The sequence below is a fragment of the Pseudomonas sp. 2822-17 genome (genome assembly GCF_002742485.1).
GTDB classification, from domain to species: domain Bacteria; phylum Pseudomonadota; class Gammaproteobacteria; order Pseudomonadales; family Pseudomonadaceae; genus Aquipseudomonas; species Aquipseudomonas cyclaminis.
In genome coordinates, this window is the sequence record NZ_LJRZ01000295.1 from 84,181 (window position 1) to 100,787 (window position 16,607).

At 59.6% G+C, this 16,607-nt stretch carries 12 protein-coding genes; all 12 read right to left on the reverse strand.

Features of this window, described 5'->3' with window-relative positions:
- Window positions 1–3: 3 nt before the first annotated feature.
- Window positions 4–1,635 carry a CTP synthase gene (locus AOA60_RS04395; RefSeq protein ID WP_032891641.1) on the reverse strand — a complete coding sequence of 544 codons (1,632 nt, stop codon included), beginning with the start codon at window positions 1,633–1,635 and terminating at the stop codon, window positions 4–6.
- A gap of 274 nt (window positions 1,636–1,909) precedes the next feature.
- On the reverse strand, window positions 1,910–3,220 hold the full coding sequence (gene tilS / locus AOA60_RS04400; RefSeq protein WP_099583346.1) for a tRNA lysidine(34) synthetase TilS: 1,311 nt from the start codon (window positions 3,218–3,220) through the stop codon (window positions 1,910–1,912).
- Between the two features lie 160 nt (window positions 3,221–3,380).
- Window positions 3,381–4,328, reverse strand: coding sequence for an acetyl-CoA carboxylase carboxyltransferase subunit alpha (locus tag AOA60_RS04405; RefSeq protein WP_003172288.1), 948 nt, complete (start codon window positions 4,326–4,328; stop codon window positions 3,381–3,383).
- Between the two features lie 128 nt (window positions 4,329–4,456).
- Entirely contained in the window at window positions 4,457–7,978 is a 3,522-nt protein-coding gene (dnaE, locus tag AOA60_RS04410; RefSeq protein WP_099583347.1) for a DNA polymerase III subunit alpha, read from the reverse strand.
- Window positions 7,979–8,053: 75 nt separating this feature from the next.
- Window positions 8,054–8,686 carry a ribonuclease HII gene (gene rnhB, locus AOA60_RS04415; RefSeq protein WP_099583348.1) on the reverse strand — a complete coding sequence of 211 codons (633 nt, stop codon included), beginning with the start codon at window positions 8,684–8,686 and terminating at the stop codon, window positions 8,054–8,056.
- Window positions 8,683–9,822: a lipid-A-disaccharide synthase gene (lpxB, locus tag AOA60_RS04420; protein ID WP_099583349.1), complete on the reverse strand. Its 1,140-nt coding sequence runs from the start codon at window positions 9,820–9,822 to the stop codon at window positions 8,683–8,685. Before lpxB ends, rnhB begins: the two co-directional genes overlap by 4 nt.
- 2 nt (window positions 9,823–9,824) lie before the next feature.
- Window positions 9,825–10,601: an acyl-ACP--UDP-N-acetylglucosamine O-acyltransferase gene (gene lpxA, locus AOA60_RS04425; RefSeq protein ID WP_099583350.1), complete on the reverse strand. Its 777-nt coding sequence runs from the start codon at window positions 10,599–10,601 to the stop codon at window positions 9,825–9,827.
- Window positions 10,598–11,038 carry a 3-hydroxyacyl-ACP dehydratase FabZ gene (fabZ, locus tag AOA60_RS04430; protein WP_003172281.1) on the reverse strand — a complete coding sequence of 147 codons (441 nt, stop codon included), beginning with the start codon at window positions 11,036–11,038 and terminating at the stop codon, window positions 10,598–10,600. The genes lpxA and fabZ overlap by 4 nt, the downstream gene beginning before the upstream one ends.
- Before the next feature lie 111 nt (window positions 11,039–11,149).
- A complete protein-coding gene (lpxD, locus tag AOA60_RS04435) occupies window positions 11,150–12,205 on the reverse strand; it encodes a UDP-3-O-(3-hydroxymyristoyl)glucosamine N-acyltransferase (protein ID WP_099583351.1) in 1,056 nt (351 codons plus the stop codon).
- Window positions 12,206–12,208: 3 nt separating this feature from the next.
- Window positions 12,209–12,712: an OmpH family outer membrane protein gene (locus tag AOA60_RS04440; RefSeq protein ID WP_003172279.1), complete on the reverse strand. Its 504-nt coding sequence runs from the start codon at window positions 12,710–12,712 to the stop codon at window positions 12,209–12,211.
- Between the two features lie 45 nt (window positions 12,713–12,757).
- Complete coding sequence (gene bamA / locus AOA60_RS04445) at window positions 12,758–15,145, reverse strand: outer membrane protein assembly factor BamA (RefSeq protein ID WP_099583352.1); 2,388 nt, start codon at window positions 15,143–15,145, stop codon at window positions 12,758–12,760.
- A gap of 74 nt (window positions 15,146–15,219) precedes the next feature.
- Complete coding sequence (rseP, locus tag AOA60_RS04450; protein WP_099583353.1) at window positions 15,220–16,572, reverse strand: sigma E protease regulator RseP; 1,353 nt, start codon at window positions 16,570–16,572, stop codon at window positions 15,220–15,222.
- Window positions 16,573–16,607: the final 35 nt, after the last annotated feature.

The following is a 16,607-nucleotide window of genomic DNA, read 5'->3' on the forward strand; positions in this document are numbered from 1 at the left end:
GGTTTACGCCTTCTTCTGATGTTGCGTCAGTGCAGCTTTGACGAAACCGCTGAACAACGGGTGACCGTCGCGTGGAGTCGAGGTGAACTCTGGGTGGAACTGGCAAGCGACGAACCATGGATGATCCGGTGCCTCGACCACTTCAACCAGCGCGCCATCACCGGAGCGACCGGAGATTTTCAGGCCGGCTTCCTTGATCTGTGGCAGCAGGTTGTTGTTCACCTCGTAGCGGTGACGGTGACGCTCGACGATCACGTCCTTGCCGTAGCAATCGTGAACCAGCGAGCCCGGCTCCAGCAGGCAATCCTGCGCGCCAAGGCGCATGGTGCCGCCCAGGTCGGAGCTTTCGGTACGGGTTTCAACAGCGCCAGTGGCGTCTTCCCACTCGGTGATCAGGCCCACGACCGGGTGACCGCTCTTGCTGTCGAACTCGGTGGAGTTGGCGTCTTTCCAGCCCAGCACGTTACGGGCGAACTCGATAACGGCCACTTGCATACCCAGGCAGATACCCAGGTACGGCACCTTGTTCTCACGAGCGTACTGCACGGCGGTGATCTTGCCTTCCACGCCACGCAGGCCGAAACCGCCGGGAACAAGAATCGCGTCAACACCTTCGAGCAGCGCAGTGCCCTGGTTCTCGATGTCTTCGGAGTCGATGTAGCGCAGGTTGACCTTGGTACGGTTGCTGATACCGGCGTGGCTCATCGCTTCGATCAGCGATTTGTACGCGTCCAGCAGCTCCATGTACTTGCCGACCATGGCGATGGTGACTTCATGCTCAGGATTGAGCTTGGCGTCGACCACGGCTTCCCATTCGGACAGGTCCGCGCCATTGCACTGCAGGCCGAAACGCTCGACCACAAAATCGTCCAGGCCTTGCGAGTGCAGGATGCCCGGGATCTTGTAGATGGTGTCGGCGTCTTCCAGGGCAATCACCGCACGTTCTTCGACGTTGGTGAACTGCGCGATCTTGCGACGCGAGGAAATATCGATCGGGTGATCGGAACGGCACACCAGCACGTCCGGCTGCAGGCCGATGGAACGCAGTTCCTTGACCGAGTGCTGGGTTGGCTTGGTCTTGGTTTCGCCGGCGGTGGCGATGTAAGGCACCAAGGTCAGGTGCATCAGCATCGCGCGCTTGGCGCCGACTTCGAAACGCAACTGGCGGATGGCTTCGAGGAACGGTTGGGATTCGATGTCACCCACGGTGCCACCGATCTCGACCATCGCCACGTCGGCATCGCCTGCACCCTTGATGATGCGGCGCTTGATTTCGTCGGTGATGTGCGGGATCACCTGGATGGTTGCACCCAGGTAGTCACCACGGCGCTCCTTGCGCAGCACGTGCTCGTAGACACGGCCGGTGGTGAAGTTGTTGTTCTGGGTCATGGTCGTGCGGATGAACCGCTCGTAGTGGCCCAGGTCCAGGTCAGTCTCGGCGCCGTCGTGTGTGACGAACACTTCACCGTGCTGGAACGGGCTCATGGTGCCCGGGTCGACGTTGATGTACGGGTCCAGCTTGAGCATGGTGACTTTAAGCCCCCGCGCCTCCAGGATGGCCGCCAATGAAGCGGAGGCAATGCCTTTCCCCAATGAAGAAACAACACCGCCCGTGACGAATATGTAGCGCGTCATGAAAAACCCTAGAAGTCTGCGTTAAAGCGGTCCGAGCCGCCGGGGAAAGCGAAGAGAGGCCGAAGCCCCCGATCACCTGCATTAATCACAGTGCACCTTTCAAAAAAACCGCCGCGTTGTGACAGACCAGCAGTGAAACTGCCAGTACGTTGATCGCTACACATTTTTTGGAATCGCCCAGCAAAGACTGCTTGGTAATCGGCAACTGCTGCGATTCAGGCGAATCCACAGAAGTTGTATCAAGAAGGGAGCGTAGTCTACCGGAAAGGCGCTATCAGCTCAAACCTTGATCGCAGGTCTGTGGCATCCAATGTAATTGCCAGCCTCGACTGGGTGCCGCCCAATGCCCAATGAGGCTGGGCACGCCCAGCAATTGCTCGCCCCGATACAGCAGCGGCAATCTGCCACGGACGAAACCCGGCACGCCACTTTCGTTAAGCAGGCGCTTCAAGTCACGCCGACCTCGGCCGGGCACCTCGACGATTTCACCGCCCTGGCGATAACGCACCTCCAGCGGGCCTTCGGGCGCCTCGCCGATAATGCTCAGCAGGCCATTGCCGGGTAACTCTAGTGGGTTTTGCGGATCGGGCCAGCTCACCGTTGCGTCGGAAAATTCCGACCAGATCGCAGGCAACCACCAGATGCGCTCGCCACAGCGGTGCAACTCGCCGTCAGCCAAGCGCCATAGCGGCTGTGCGTCGGCCTTGGCATCACGTAAGGAATACCAACTGGCCCAGTGATCACTGTCGGGCAACCGGGTGAGCGGAGCCAGCCAGTGACGCAGGGCGTTGCGCTGGCGGGCATCGGAAAGCTTGCGCAGTGCTGCCAAATCCAGGGATGGCAACTGAAGCCAGGGCAACGGCGAAGGTCGATCCGCGAACTGCAAGTCCATGCGGGCCAGCTCATCAAGCAGTCCCTGCGCGTCGCTCAGGTGCTCGGCGGTACGGGCCAGGCTTGAGACAGCCTGGGGCCAGCGTTCCGTGAGGACAGGGAACACTCGGTGGCGCAGGTAATTACGGGAGAACCGTGGATCGGCATTGGATGGATCCTCGATCCACTCCAATTGATGCTCGTGGGCGTAAGCCTCCAGTTCCGCACGGGAGGCATCCAGTAACGGGCGCAGCAGATGCCCCCCCGCCAATGGACGCTGCACCGGTATCGCTGCCAACCCGCGCACCCCGGCCCCGCGCAAGAGGCGAAACAGCAGAGTCTCAGCCTGATCGTCGCGATGCTGGCCCGTGAGCAAGACCTCCCCTGCCCCGACCACCTCGGCCAACGCCTGGTAACGCGCCTCACGGGCGGCACGCTCAAGACTCGCGCCTGGCTGGACCTGTACGTGCATGACGCGCAAGGGCACGCCCAGGCTGTCACAAACTGACTGGCAATGACTTGGCCAGGCATCAGCAGCAGCCTGCAGGCCATGGTGGACATGAACGGCGCTGAGCGGCGGGAGGTGTTCGGTGCTGGCGAGGAGGTGGAGCAGGACAGTGGAATCAAGACCGCCGGAGAAAGCGACATGCAAGGCGGGGGCGTTGCGCCAGGGGGCCAAGGCGTGCCGTAGTCTGGCGGTTAAGCAGGGCTTCATGGAAAGTACCGCCATCGATCTGTAATGCGATAACCCAGCATACACAAAGCAAATGTGGGAGGGGGTTTGCCCCCGATAACAGTGGGTCAGCCACCCGATTGGTTGACTGACACCCAGCTATCGGGGCAAGCCCCCTCCCACACTTGGTCTTGCTGCGACTTTAGAGACCGTAGCTCATCAGGCGCTCGTAACGACGGGCCAGCAGTGCTTCGTTATCCAGCTTCTTGAGCATCGCCAGTTGCGAGCCCAACTCGGCACGGATGGTCGCAGCGGCAGCGGCCGGGTCGCGGTGGGCGCCGCCCAGTGGCTCGGCGATCACTTTGTCCACGATGCCAAGGCCTTTGAGGCGATCGGCGGTGATGCCCATGGCTTCAGCAGCGTCCGGCGCCTTTTCCGCGGTTTTCCACAGGATCGAGGCACAACCTTCGGGGGAGATCACCGCGTAGGTCGAATACTGCAACATGTTCAGTTGGTCGCACACGCCAATGGCCAGTGCACCGCCGGAACCACCTTCACCAATCACGGTGGCGATGATCGGGGTCTTCAGGCGGGACATGACACGCAGGTTCCAGGCAATCGCTTCGCTCTGGTTGCGCTCTTCAGCGTCGATACCTGGGTAGGCACCCGGCGTGTCAATGAAGGTCAGGATCGGCATTTTGAAACGCTCGGCCATTTCCATCAGGCGGCATGCCTTGCGGTAGCCTTCCGGACGCGGCATGCCAAAGTTGCGGCGGACTTTCTCGCGCACTTCACGGCCTTTCTGGTGACCGATCACCATCACCGGCTGGTCGTCCAGGCGAGCGATACCGCCCACGATGGCCGCGTCGTCGGAGAAGTGGCGGTCGCCATGCAGCTCGTCGAACTCGGTGAAGATGTGCTGAATGTAGTCCAGGGTGTATGGACGGCGCGGGTGGCGGGCCAGGCGCGCGATCTGCCAGCTGGTCAGCTTGCCGAAGATGTCTTCGGTAAGGGTGCTGCTCTTGTCTTGCAGGCGGGCGATCTCATCGCCGATATTCAGCGAATTGTCATTGCCGACCAGGCGCAGCTCTTCGATCTTGGCTTGCAGGTCAGCGATCGGCTGTTCGAAATCAAGAAAATTCGGGTTCATAAGCGTCCGTCTTGGGTCGACGGCCAGGGCGTGCCTGGCCAGCCGGTTGTCTGTTCGCGCCCTACCTTAAGGGAGAGGCGCGTTCAGGTCGAGATTAAATGTTCAGCCGAGGTCAGACGTGCTGACCGTCAGCGGTATTGGAGGAAGACGTTGTCTCGGCCGAACTGGTCACGCAAAGCTTGAATCAAGCCATCAGCAGGATCAATTCGCCAGGTCTCGCCGAACTGCAACATGGCCTTGGCGTCATTGCCGGTGTACTCCATGGTCACCGGGCATGCGCCACGGTGGCGCTTGAGCAGGTCGCCCAACCAGCGTAGCTGATCGCCCTTGAGCGCCTCGGTCTGGACCTTCAAACGCAGGCTTTCAGCCAGGTTGGTACGTGCATCTTCCATGCTCATTACCCGCTTGATACGCAGGCGCAGGCCACCGGAGAAGTCATCGTTGCTGACCTCCCCCTCCACCACCACCATGGCATCGGTCTGCAGCAGCGATTGCGCCGAATGGAAGGCGTCGGCAAACAGCGACGCCTCGATGCGCCCCGAACGGTCGTCGAGGGTGATGAAACCCATCTTGTCGCCCTTCTTATTTTTCATCACCCGCAGGGCGATGATCATGCCCGCGACGGTTTGGGTGTCCCGCGCCGGTTTCAGGTCGATGATGCGCTGGCGGGCGAAACGGCGGATCTCGCCTTCGTATTCGTCAATCGGGTGACCGGTGAGGTACAGGCCCAAGGTGTCTTTTTCACCCTTGAGACGTTCCTTGAGGGTCAATTCCTTGGCCTTGCGGTGGTTGCCGTACACGTCCGCGTCTTCTTCGACGAACAACCCGCCAAACAGGTCGGCATGGCCGCTGTCATGGGTGCGGGCAGTCTGTTCGGCAGCCTTGATCGCTTCCTCCATGGCGGTCAGCAGCACCGCGCGGTTGCGGTCGATATTCGCCTGGTAGGCTTTCGGCTCGTCGTGGAAGTACGGGCCAAGACGGTCCAGCGCGCCGCTGCGGATCAAGCCATCAAGGGTTCGCTTGTTGATGCGCTTGAGGTCAACCCGTGCGCAGAAGTCGAACAGGTCCTTGAACGGCCCGTCCTGACGCGCTTCGGTGATCGCCTCCACCGGGCCTTCGCCCACGCCCTTGATCGCGCCCAGGCCATAAATGATGCGGCCCTCGTCGTTAACCGTGAACTTGAACTCCGAGGCGTTCACGTCCGGAGCATCGAGGCGCAGCTTCATGGTGCGCACTTCCTCGATCAAGGTCACGACCTTGTCGGTGTTGTGCATATCCGCCGAGAGTACCGCCGCCATGAACGGCGCCGGGTAGTGGGCTTTCAGCCACGCGGTCTGGTACGACACCAGGCCGTAGGCGGCGGAGTGGGATTTGTTGAAGCCATAACCGGCGAATTTTTCCACCAGGTCGAAAATGTTACCGGCCAGGTCGGCATCGATATTGTTGGTGGCGCAACCTTCAATGAAACCGCCGCGCTGCTTGGCCATTTCCTCGGGTTTCTTTTTACCCATGGCTCGACGCAGCATGTCCGCGCCGCCAAGGGTGTAGCCCGCCATGACCTGGGCGATCTGCATCACCTGTTCCTGGTACAGGATGATGCCGTAGGTCGGCGCCAGTACGGGCTTGAGGCCTTCGTACTGATAGTCGGAGTGCGGGTACGCCAATTCGGCGCGGCCGTGCTTACGGTTGATGAAGTCGTCAACCATGCCCGATTGCAGTGGGCCCGGACGGAACAGGGCCACCAGTGCGATCAAGTCTTCCAGGCAGTCGGGCTTGAGCTTTTTGATCAGCTCTTTCATGCCCCGCGACTCAAGCTGGAACACTGCGGTCGTTTCAGCTTTTTGCAGCAACTGGTACGTCGGCTTGTCGTCCAGTGGGATGAACGCAATATCCAGCGGCTCTTCGTCGACCTTGGCGCGCTCGCGGTTGATGGTCTTGAGCGCCCAGTCGATGATGGTCAGCGTCCGCAGGCCGAGGAAGTCGAACTTCACCAGGCCAGCCGCCTCCACGTCGTCCTTGTCGAACTGGGTAACCAGGCCGCCGCCCTCTTCGTCGCAATAGATCGGCGAAAAGTCAGTGAGCTTGGTCGGCGCAATTACCACGCCACCCGCGTGTTTACCAACGTTACGCACCACGCCTTCGAGCTTGCGGGCCATGTCCCAGATTTCAGCGGCTTCTTCATCGATCTTGATGAAGTCACGCAGGATTTCTTCCTGCTCGTAGGCCTTTTCCAGGGTCATGCCGACTTCGAACGGGATCATCTTCGACAGGCGGTCGGCCAGGCCGTAGGACTTGCCCTGCACTCGCGCCACGTCGCGGATAACCGCTTTGGCGGCCATGGAACCGAAGGTAATGATCTGGCTGACGGCATTGCGGCCATATTTCTCGGCCACGTATTCGATCACACGGTCACGACCGTCCATGCAGAAGTCGACGTCGAAGTCGGGCATGGAAACCCGTTCCGGGTTGAGGAACCGTTCGAACAGCAGGTCATATTCCAGGGGGTCGAGGTCGGTGATCTTCTGTACATAGGCCACCAGCGAGCCGGCGCCCGACCCACGGCCAGGGCCGACGGGCACGCCGTTGCTTTTAGCCCACTGGATAAAGTCCATTACGATCAGGAAGTAACCGGGGAACCCCATCTGGATGATGATATCCAGCTCGAAATTGAGCCGGTCGACATACACCTGGCGCTTGGCTTCATAGTCCTCGGTGGTGTCCTTGGGCAGCAGCACGGTGAGCCGCTCTTCCAGGCCATCGAACGACACCTTGCGGAAATACTCATCGATGGTCATGCCATCGGGGATCGGAAAGTTGGGCAGGAAGTGCTTGCCCAGCTTCACTTCAATGTTGCAGCGCTTGGCAATCTCGACGGAGTTTTCCAGGGCCTCGGGCAGATCGCTGAACAGCTCGGCCATCTCGTCGGCGCTTTTGAGGTATTGCTCTTCGCTGTAGTTTTTCGAGCGACGCGGGTCATCCAGGGCCCGGCCTTCGCCGATACACACCCGCGTTTCGTGGGCTTCGAAATCTTCCTTCTTGATAAAGCGCACATCGTTGGTAGCAACCAGTGGCGCGCCCAGCTTATCGGCCAGGGCTACCGCGGCGTGCAGGTGCTCTTCATCATTGGGGCGATTGGTGCGCTGCACTTCCAGGTAGAAACGGTCGGGGAAGACCTGCATCCACTCCTTGGCCAGCACTTCGGCTTCCTGGGGGTTGCCGCCCAGCAGCGCAAGGCCAATCTCACCCTCTTTAGCGGCCGACAGCATGATCAGGCCTTCGTTGGCCTCGGCGACCCATTCACGCTCGATAATGATCGAACCGTTGCGCTGGCCATCGATAAAGCCGCGGGAGATCAGTTCCGTGAGGTTGCGATAACCGACGCCGTTCATCGCCAGCAGGCTGATGCGGCTCAGCGCATTATCCGGATCTTTATTGGACAACCACAGGTCGGCGCCGCAGATGGGCTTGATGCCGGCGCCCATCGCGTTCTTGTAGAACTTGACCAGGGAGCACATGTTGTTCTGATCGGTCACCGCCACCGCTGGCATGTTCATGCCCACCAGGGTTTTGACCAGGGGTTTGATCCGTACCAGGCCGTCGACCAGGGAGTACTCAGTGTGCAGGCGCAGGTGAACGAATGAAGCCGGCATAGTGATCCTGTCTTATACGTGGAAACAACAAGGCCCGGATTGTACCGGGCCTTGGCAAAAACATCAGCCTCGCGACTACACCTCGCTGAGACTCTCCCGCGCCTCGTAAGCCAGGCGTACCGGGGCAAACGAGCGGCGGTGGATCGGCGTGGGGCCGAGCCGGGCCAGGGCTTCCAGATGAACGGGCGTCGGATAGCCCTTATGCCCACCGATGCCGTAGCCAGGGTAGATCAACTCGAACGCCGCCATTTCCCGGTCACGGCTGACCTTGGCCAGGATCGAAGCCGCGGCGATGGCCGGGACCTTGCTGTCACCCTTGACCACCGCCTCGGCCGCCATCGCGAGTTTAGGGCAGCGGTTGCCGTCGATCATCGCGAGCTTGGGCGTGATGTGCAGGCCTTCAACGGCACGCTGCATGGCGAGCATGGTGGCGTGAAGGATGTTCAACTCGTCGATTTCCTCGACTTCGGCCCGGGCAATATGCCAGCTCAGGGCTTTCTCACAGATCTCGTCGTAGAGCTTTTCGCGGCGCGCTTCGGTGAGCTTCTTCGAATCATTCAGGCCGAGGATCGGACGGTTCGGGTCAAGAATCACCGCTGCCGTGACCACAGCGCCGCACAGGGGGCCGCGCCCTACTTCGTCAACACCGGCCACCAGTTCGTCGGCCTGGGCAACGAGGCTGAAATCCAGGCCCATTTGCGTACTCATAAAGCTTCCTGTTTGTGGCCGATCAAGGTCAATACGGCATCCGCCGCCTGGTTCGATGCGTCACGGCGCAGGGTGCGATGAATCTCATCAAACCCTCGGGTCTGTTCTTCGCCGCCATCGATCAATGGCAGCAGTGTCTGTGCCAAGGCCTCGGGCGTTGCATCGTCCTGCAACAACTCCGGCACCAACAGGCGTTGGGCCAGCAAGTTGGGCAAAGAGATGTAGGGACTTTTGACCATGCGCTTGAGAATCCAGAACGTCAGCGCCGCCAGGCGATACGCCACGACCATCGGACGCTTGTAGAGCAAGGCCTCCAGGGTGGCCGTGCCTGAGGCAATCAGCACCGCATCGCAGGCCGCCAGGGCCAGGTGCGATTGGCCATCGAGCAGGGTCAACGGCAGGTTGCGACCTTCCAGCAGCGTTTCGATCTGCGCACGGCGCTGCGGGCTGGCACAGGGCAATACGAAACGCACACCCGGCTTCAAGGCTTGCAGGCGTTCGGCGGCATCGAAGAACACGCTGGCCAGCCGGCCGACTTCGCCACCCCGACTGCCCGGCATCAACGCGACAAGCGGGCCATCGGGCAAGCCCAACTGCGCGCGGGCCGCTGCACGGTCCGCCTGTAACGGGATGTCGTCCGCCAGGGTATGCCCGACAAACCGCACCGGCACGCCCTGTTCTTCGTAGAACCTGGCCTCGAACGGCAGCAGGGTCAACATCAGGTCACAGCCTTCACGGATCTTCAGCACACGTTTCTGTCGCCATGCCCACACGGAGGGGCTGACGTAATGCACGGTCTTGATCCCGGCCTGACGCAACTTGAGTTCGATATTGAGGGTGAAGTCCGGCGCGTCGATTCCGATGAAGACGTCGGGCTTTTCTTCGATCAGGGTCTGAATCAGCAGCTTGCGGCGCGCCAACAGCTCACGCAGGCGACCCAGCACTTCCACCAACCCCATGACCGACAGGCGCTCCATGGGAAAGTAGGACACAAGGCCTTCAGCCTGCATCAGCGGACCACCGACGCCAATAAACTCCACCGCCGGATGCTGGACCTTGAGGGCCCGCATCAGACCTGCGCCGAGAATATCGCCGGAAGCTTCTCCGGCCACCAGCGCAATACGCAGATTGGCCATGATCAGCGGGTGATGCCGCGGGTCGATGCCTGGATCGAATCACGGAACACCGCGACTTCCGGGAACAACGCTGCCGGCTCGGTCAGTTGGGCCAACGCCTGGTCAACCGTCAGCCCCTGGCGGTAAACCACCTTGTAGGCACGGCGCAGGGCATGGATGGCCTCTTCGCTGAAGCCACGACGGCGCATGCCTTCGAAGTTCATGCTGCGGGCTTCGGCGGGGTTGCCGAACACCGTGACGAACGCAGGGACATCCTTGCCAATGGCGGTGCCCATGCCAGAAAAACTGTGGGCGCCGATATGGCAATACTGATGCACCAGGGTGAAACCAGACAGGATCGCCCAGTCGTCAACGTGCACATGGCCAGCCAACGCCGTATTGTTGACCAGGATGCAGTGGTTGCCGATCACGCTGTCGTGGCCGATATGGGCATAAGCCATGACCAGGTTGTGATCACCCAGAGTGGTCTCAGCACGATCCTGCACGGTGCCACGGTGAATGGTCACGCCTTCACGGATGATGTTGTGATCACCGATTACCAAGCGTGTCTCTTCACCCTTGTACTTCATGTCCGGGGTGTCTTCGCCTACCGAGGAAAACTGGTAGATGCGATTGTGTTTGCCAATGCGGGTCGGACCTTTGAGGATCACGTGCGGCCCGATGACAGTCCCCTCGCCGATTTCCACACCTGCGCCGATGATCGACCAAGGGCCGACCTCAACGTCGGCGGCCAGAACGGCCGACGGATCGATGATTGCGCGAGGGTCAATCAAACTCATAGTTTGCGTTCCGCACAGATGATCTCGGCAGAGCACACCGGCTTGCCGTCCACCGAGGCCTGGCATTCGAACTTCCAGATCTGGCGCTTGCAGCTGATGAACTTGGCTTCCAGGATCAACTGGTCACCCGGGGTGACAGGATTGCGGAAACGCAACTTGTCGGAGCCCACGAAATAGTAAAGCGTGCCGTCGGCAGGCTTGAGGTCAAGCATTTTGAAACCAAGGATACCGGCAGCCTGGGCCATCGCTTCGATGATCAACACGCCCGGCATGATGGGATGCGCGGGAAAGTGACCATTGAAGAACGGTTCGTTGATGCTGACATTCTTGTAGGCACGAATGCGCTTTTCCTCAACATTGAGGTCCACTACGCGGTCCACCAGCAGGAACGGGTAACGGTGAGGCAGGTATTCGCGAATCTCGTTGATGTCCATCATTTCGGGGGGAAGCCTGTAATAAAGATTGGGGGCGGGCGACTAAACGCACGCCCCGCTAGCAAATCAAGGAGGCAAGTCTAGCGGCTGTGCACACTTGATATGGAAATGGTATCAGCCTTCTGATGAAGCATTACCGCCAGGGGTCACGTCCCCAACACGCTTTTCCAGCTGTTTGAGACGTCGAGCCATGTCGTCGAGCTGCCTCAACCGTGCTGCACTCTTGCGCCATTCAGCCGCAGGCTGCATGGCGGTACCGGATGAATAGGCCCCCGGCTCGGTAATCGAGTGGGTCACCATGGTCATGCCGGTGATGAAAACGTTGTCGCAAATATCGATATGCCCCACCAGCCCGACGCCACCGGCAAGCATGCAATGCTTACCGATCCTGGTGCTGCCGGAAATACCCACGCACGCCGCCATGGCGGTGTGATCGCCAATCTGCACGTTGTGGGCAATCTGGATCTGGTTGTCGAGCTTCACACCGTTGCCGATCACGGTATCGGCCAAGGCCCCGCGATCGACAGCTGTGTTGACACCGATTTCCACGTCGTCGCCGATCAAAACGCCGCCGACCTGGGCAATCTTGTTCCAGATACCTTTGGAGTTGGCAAAACCGAAGCCCTCCCCGCCGATCACAGCACCTGACTGAATGACCACACGCTCACCGATACGCACATCGTGGTACAGGGTCACGCGGGGTGCCAGCCAGCCATCGGCTCCGATTTCACAGCGCGCACCAATAAAGCAATGCGCACCAACGGTTACACCGGCCGCAATGCGCGCACCACTCTCGATCACCGCAAAGGCGCCAACGCTCGCGCCAGGATCAACCTGGGCATCATCGGCGATCACCGCCGACGGGTGAATACCGCTGGCTGCCTTGGGTTTCGGATCGAACAGGTGCGACACCTGCGCATAGGCCAGGTACGGATCAGCTACCACCAGCGCATCCCCGGCAAACCCTTCGGCGTCAGCAGCCTTGAGCAATACGGCTGCGGCTTGGCTGTCGACGAGGTATTTACGGTATTGAGGGTTTGCGAGGAAGCTCAACTGAGCTGGGCCAGCCTCCTGCAAGGTGGCTAGCCCAGTGATTTCCTTCTCCTGGGAGCCACGCAAGGTGGCCCCCAGGAACTCGGCCAACTCGCCGAGCTTGATAGTCGCGGTCATGGCTTACTTCAGCTGGTTCATGCGCTCGATCACCTGACGGGTGATGTCGTATTGAGGCTTGACGTCGATCACTGCGCCACGCTCGAACACCAGGTCAAAGGCACCTTTCTTGATGACTTCTTCCACAGCACTGTCGAGTTTCGGCTTGAGCTGCTTGAGCATTTCACGGTCGGCAACAGCCTTGGCTTCGTTCAGTTCCTTGGATTGGAACTGGTAGTCGCGGGCCTTTTGCTTGAATTCAAGCTCCAGGCGCTCGCGCTCGCCTTGCTGCATTTTATCGCCACCGGCTACCAGACGATCCTGGATGCCCTTGGCGCTGCTTTCCAGTGTCTTGAGCTTGGTCAGTTGCGGACCGAATTTCTTCTCGGCATCCACGGCGTATTTCTTGGCCGCGTCGGACTCCAGCAATGCCATCTGATAGTTCAGGACGGCGATTTTCATTTCGGCGAAGGCCGGGGTGGTTACCAGCACGGTGGCCAGCAGAACCAATTGAGTCAACTTACGCACGATGTACTCCTACAGAATCCGTTGTCGTTATCTTGGGTCAGACGCTTAGAACGTCTGGCCGAGGGAGAATTGGAAAATCTGGGTTTCAGCGTTATCCGGTTTCTTGATCGGCATGGCCAGAGCAAAGCTCAACGGGCCAAGCGCAGTCACCCATGTCACGCCAACACCCACGGAGCTCGCCAGGTTGCTGAGGCTCACGTCGTTGCATTGAGTCTTGGACTTCACGCCGCTTGGGTTGGTGATCTGCTCACACTTGGAGTCGAACACGTTACCCACGTCCCAGAAGACCGAAGTACGCAGGGATCGCTGATCTTTGACGAACGGCAGCGGGAACAGAATTTCCGCACCACCCTGGATCAACACGTTACCACCGAATGGCAGCGGGTCATCGTCCGAGTCGACGACAGTGCCCGAGTTACCGGTCACACCTGCACCACGGCTCGGCGTACCACGCGGGCCCAAGGTGCTGTCCTTGAAGCCACGTACCGAGTTGAAACCACCGGCGTAGTAGTTCTCATAGAACGGCAAGCCGTTGGTCGAACCATAACCATCGCCATAACCCAGCTCAGTGTGCAGGCGCATGGTGTAGTTATCGCTCAGCGGCTGGAACAACTGGCCACGGTAGTCGAGTTTGAAGAACGACAGGTCGCTGCCCGGCGTGGTGGTTTCCAAGGTCAGGCTCTGGGAGTGACCACGGGTCGCCAGTACACCTTTGTTCAGGGTCGACTCGGACCAGCCGGCAGACGCCTTGAAGTTCAGGAACTTGTCACCTTCACGACGGGTGAAGTCGAAGATTTCGTCCACGGTGTAGACACCGGTCTTGATCTCATCCTGCTGCGCGGTCAGGCCGAAGGTCAGACGCGAGGTTTCGCTGATCGGGTAGCCAACGTTGACACCCGCGCCGAGGCTGTCGATCGCATAGCTTGCAACGTCAACATCGAGGTCTTTGTAGTCGGTGGTGCGGTAGAAGGCGTTGTAGCCCAGGCTCACACCGTCAGCAGTCCAGTAGGGGTCGGTATAACCGAAGTTATAGCGGCTCTGGTATTCGCTGCGGGTCAGGCCGATGGAGACACGGTTACCGGTACCGAGGAAGTTGTTCTGGGTGATGGACCCACCCAGGATCAGGCCCGCGCTCTGCGCAAAACCGACGCTGGCGGTGATGGAACCCGACGCTTGTTCCTCTACGGCGTAATTCACGTCAACCTGGTCATCCACGCCCGGTACAGCCGGGGTTTCGACGTTGACTTCCTTGAAGAAGCCCAGGCGTTCAAGACGGGTCTTGGACTGGTCGATCAGGTACGTCGACGCCCAGCCACCTTCCATCTGGCGCATTTCACGGCGCAGCACTTCGTCCGCAGACTTGGTGTTGCCACGGAAGTTGATGCGGTTCACGTAGGCACGCTTGCCTGGGTCAACCACGAAGGTGATGTCCACAGTGTGGTCATCATCGTGCGGGGTCGGTACGCCGTTGACGTTGGCGAAGGTATAGCCTTCGTTACCCAGGCGACGGGTGATCAGTTCGGACGTGGTGGTCATCAGCTTGCGCGAGAACACTTGGTCTTTCTGAACCAGCAGCAGGGCCTTGACCTGGTCTTCAGGCACTTTCAAGTCGCCGCTCAGCTTGACGTCACGAACCTTGTACTTCTCGCCTTCGTTGACGTTGACGGTGATGTAGACGTGCTTCTTGTCCGGGGTGATGGACACCTGGGTCGAAGCGATATCCATGTTGATATAGCCACGGTCCAGGTAGTACGAACGCAGACGCTCCAGGTCACCGGAGAGTTTCTCACGGGCGTACTTGTCATCGTTCTTGAAGAACGACAGCCAGTTGGTGGTCTTGAGCTCGAACAGGTCGATCAGGTCTTCATCAGCAAACTTGGTGTTGCCCACCACGTTGATGTGCTGAATGGCCGCCACGGTGCCTTCGTTGATATTGACCTTCAGGCCGACACGGTTACGAGGCTGCGGGACCACTTCCGTTTCCACGGTCGCGGAGTAGCGACCCTGGGCAACGTACTGACGCTGCAGTTCGTTACGTACACCTTCAAGGGTGGCACGCTGGAAGATCTCGCCCTCGGCCAGGCCGGATTGCTTGAGGCCCTTCATGAGGTCTTCAGTAGAGATCGCCTTGTTACCCTCGATCTCGATACTGGCGACGGAAGGTCGCTCGACAACAGTGATGACCAGGACGTTACCTTCGCGCCCCAGCTGGATGTCTTGAAAGAAACCGGTTTTGAACAGCGCACGAGTGGATTCCACCAGGCGACGGTCATCAGCCTGTTCACCGACGTTCAACGGTAACGCACCAAAGACGCTACCCGCGGAAACCCGCTGGAGGCCGTTGACGCGAATATCGGAGATGGTGAAGGACTCGGCGTGAACTTCGGCGATCATCAATACGGTGAGAACCGCAGTTAGCAGCAGACGTTTCATGAAGTCCTTTCTTATTCCAACTGGCAATAAACAAACTGCCGCAAAATGCGGCAGATTCGCAATTCAGCGAAGCGTTACAGTCGACCCAGATCGTTGACAAGGGCTAACAACATCACCCCGACCACCAAACTGATACCGATCTGTATCCCCCAACCCTGCACCCGATCCGACAAGGGGCGACCACGCACCCACTCGACCAGATAAAACAACAGATGCCCCCCATCCAATACAGGAATGGGCAGCAAATTCAGAACACCCAGGCTAATACTCAGATAAGCCAGGAAATTCAGGAAATCCGCGACACCCGACTGGGCAGAAGCGCCCGCCACTTTAGCAATGGTTATCGGTCCACTCAAGTTTTTTACCGAGAGCTCGCCGAACAACATTTTCTTGAGGGATTCGAGGGTCAGCACACTCATGGTCCAGGTGCGTTTTGCACCCTCGCCAATTGCCGCCAACGGCCCGAAACTGACCTCACGCACCATCGATGGCGGCCACTCGGGGCTCTTGACGCCAGCACCCAGGTAACCCCCGGCCGCCTTGGCTTCGCCACGTACCGCCAGGGTCACGGGGACGTCGATTTGAGCACCATCGCGCTCAACTTTCAGCACAATTTTGGTATCAGGGCGTACACGTACCAGATCGACCACTTGTTGCCATTCCCCCAGCGCCTGGCCATCGAGGGCCAGCAGGCGATCACCGGTTTTCAGGCCTGCGGCCTGGGCCGGGCCCTTCGGATCCAGCTCGGCAAGCACCGGAGGCAGCGCAGGACGCCACGGACGGATACCCAGGGATTTGATCGGATCAGGCTCATCAGCGCCTTTGAGCCACTGGTCCAAGGCCAACGAACGCGGGGTTTCAGCATTGGAATCCTGCTCACGCACCACGACATTGACGGTGCCGCTTTCACCCAAGCGGCGCACCAGTTGCAGATTGACCGCGCCCCACCCGGTGGTCGGCTCGCCATCTATAGAAACAATTTCCTGGCCGGCAACCAGACCTGCCTTGGCCGCGATACTGTCTGCCTCGACCGCGCCGATGACTGGACGCACCTGCTCGCTGCCGAGCATGGCCAAGACCCAGAAGAAGAACATTGCCAACAGGAAGTTGGCGATCGGGCCAGCAGCAACGATAGCGATACGCTGACGAACGGTCTTGCGATTGAAGGATTGATCCAATTGGTCAGCCGGCACTTCGCCTTCGCGCTCATCGAGCATCTTGACGTAGCCACCCAACGGGATGGCCGCAATCACGAACTCCGTACCATGACGGTCGTGCCAGCGAACCAGCGGCATGCCGAAACCGACGGAAAAACGCAGTACCTTGACGCCGCAACGACGCGCCACCCAGAAGTGGCCGAATTCGTGGAAGGTGACCAGCACACCCAGAGCAACCAGGGTGCCGACAATCATGTAAAGCGCACTCATCTAATTTCTCCGCATTCCAATCCAGTGCCTGAAGG

Coding starts and splice junctions, on each gene's coding strand:
- lpxA (WP_099583350.1), bottom strand. CDS start 10,601: ATGAGTTTGATTGACCCTCGCGCAATCATCGATCCGTCGGCCGTTCTG.
- tilS (WP_099583346.1), bottom strand. CDS start 3,220: ATGAAGCCCTGCTTAACCGCCAGACTACGGCACGCCTTGGCCCCCTGG.
- AOA60_RS04405 (WP_003172288.1), bottom strand. CDS start 4,328: ATGAACCCGAATTTTCTTGATTTCGAACAGCCGATCGCTGACCTGCAA.
- fabZ (WP_003172281.1), bottom strand. CDS start 11,038: ATGATGGACATCAACGAGATTCGCGAATACCTGCCTCACCGTTACCCG.
- bamA (WP_099583352.1), bottom strand. CDS start 15,145: ATGAAACGTCTGCTGCTAACTGCGGTTCTCACCGTATTGATGATCGCC.
- rseP (WP_099583353.1), bottom strand. CDS start 16,572: ATGAGTGCGCTTTACATGATTGTCGGCACCCTGGTTGCTCTGGGTGTG.
- lpxB (WP_099583349.1), bottom strand. CDS start 9,822: ATGGCCAATCTGCGTATTGCGCTGGTGGCCGGAGAAGCTTCCGGCGAT.
- lpxD (WP_099583351.1), bottom strand. CDS start 12,205: ATGACCGCGACTATCAAGCTCGGCGAGTTGGCCGAGTTCCTGGGGGCC.
- rnhB (WP_099583348.1), bottom strand. CDS start 8,686: ATGAGTACGCAAATGGGCCTGGATTTCAGCCTCGTTGCCCAGGCCGAC.
- dnaE (WP_099583347.1), bottom strand. CDS start 7,978: ATGCCGGCTTCATTCGTTCACCTGCGCCTGCACACTGAGTACTCCCTG.
- AOA60_RS04395 (WP_032891641.1), bottom strand. CDS start 1,635: ATGACGCGCTACATATTCGTCACGGGCGGTGTTGTTTCTTCATTGGGG.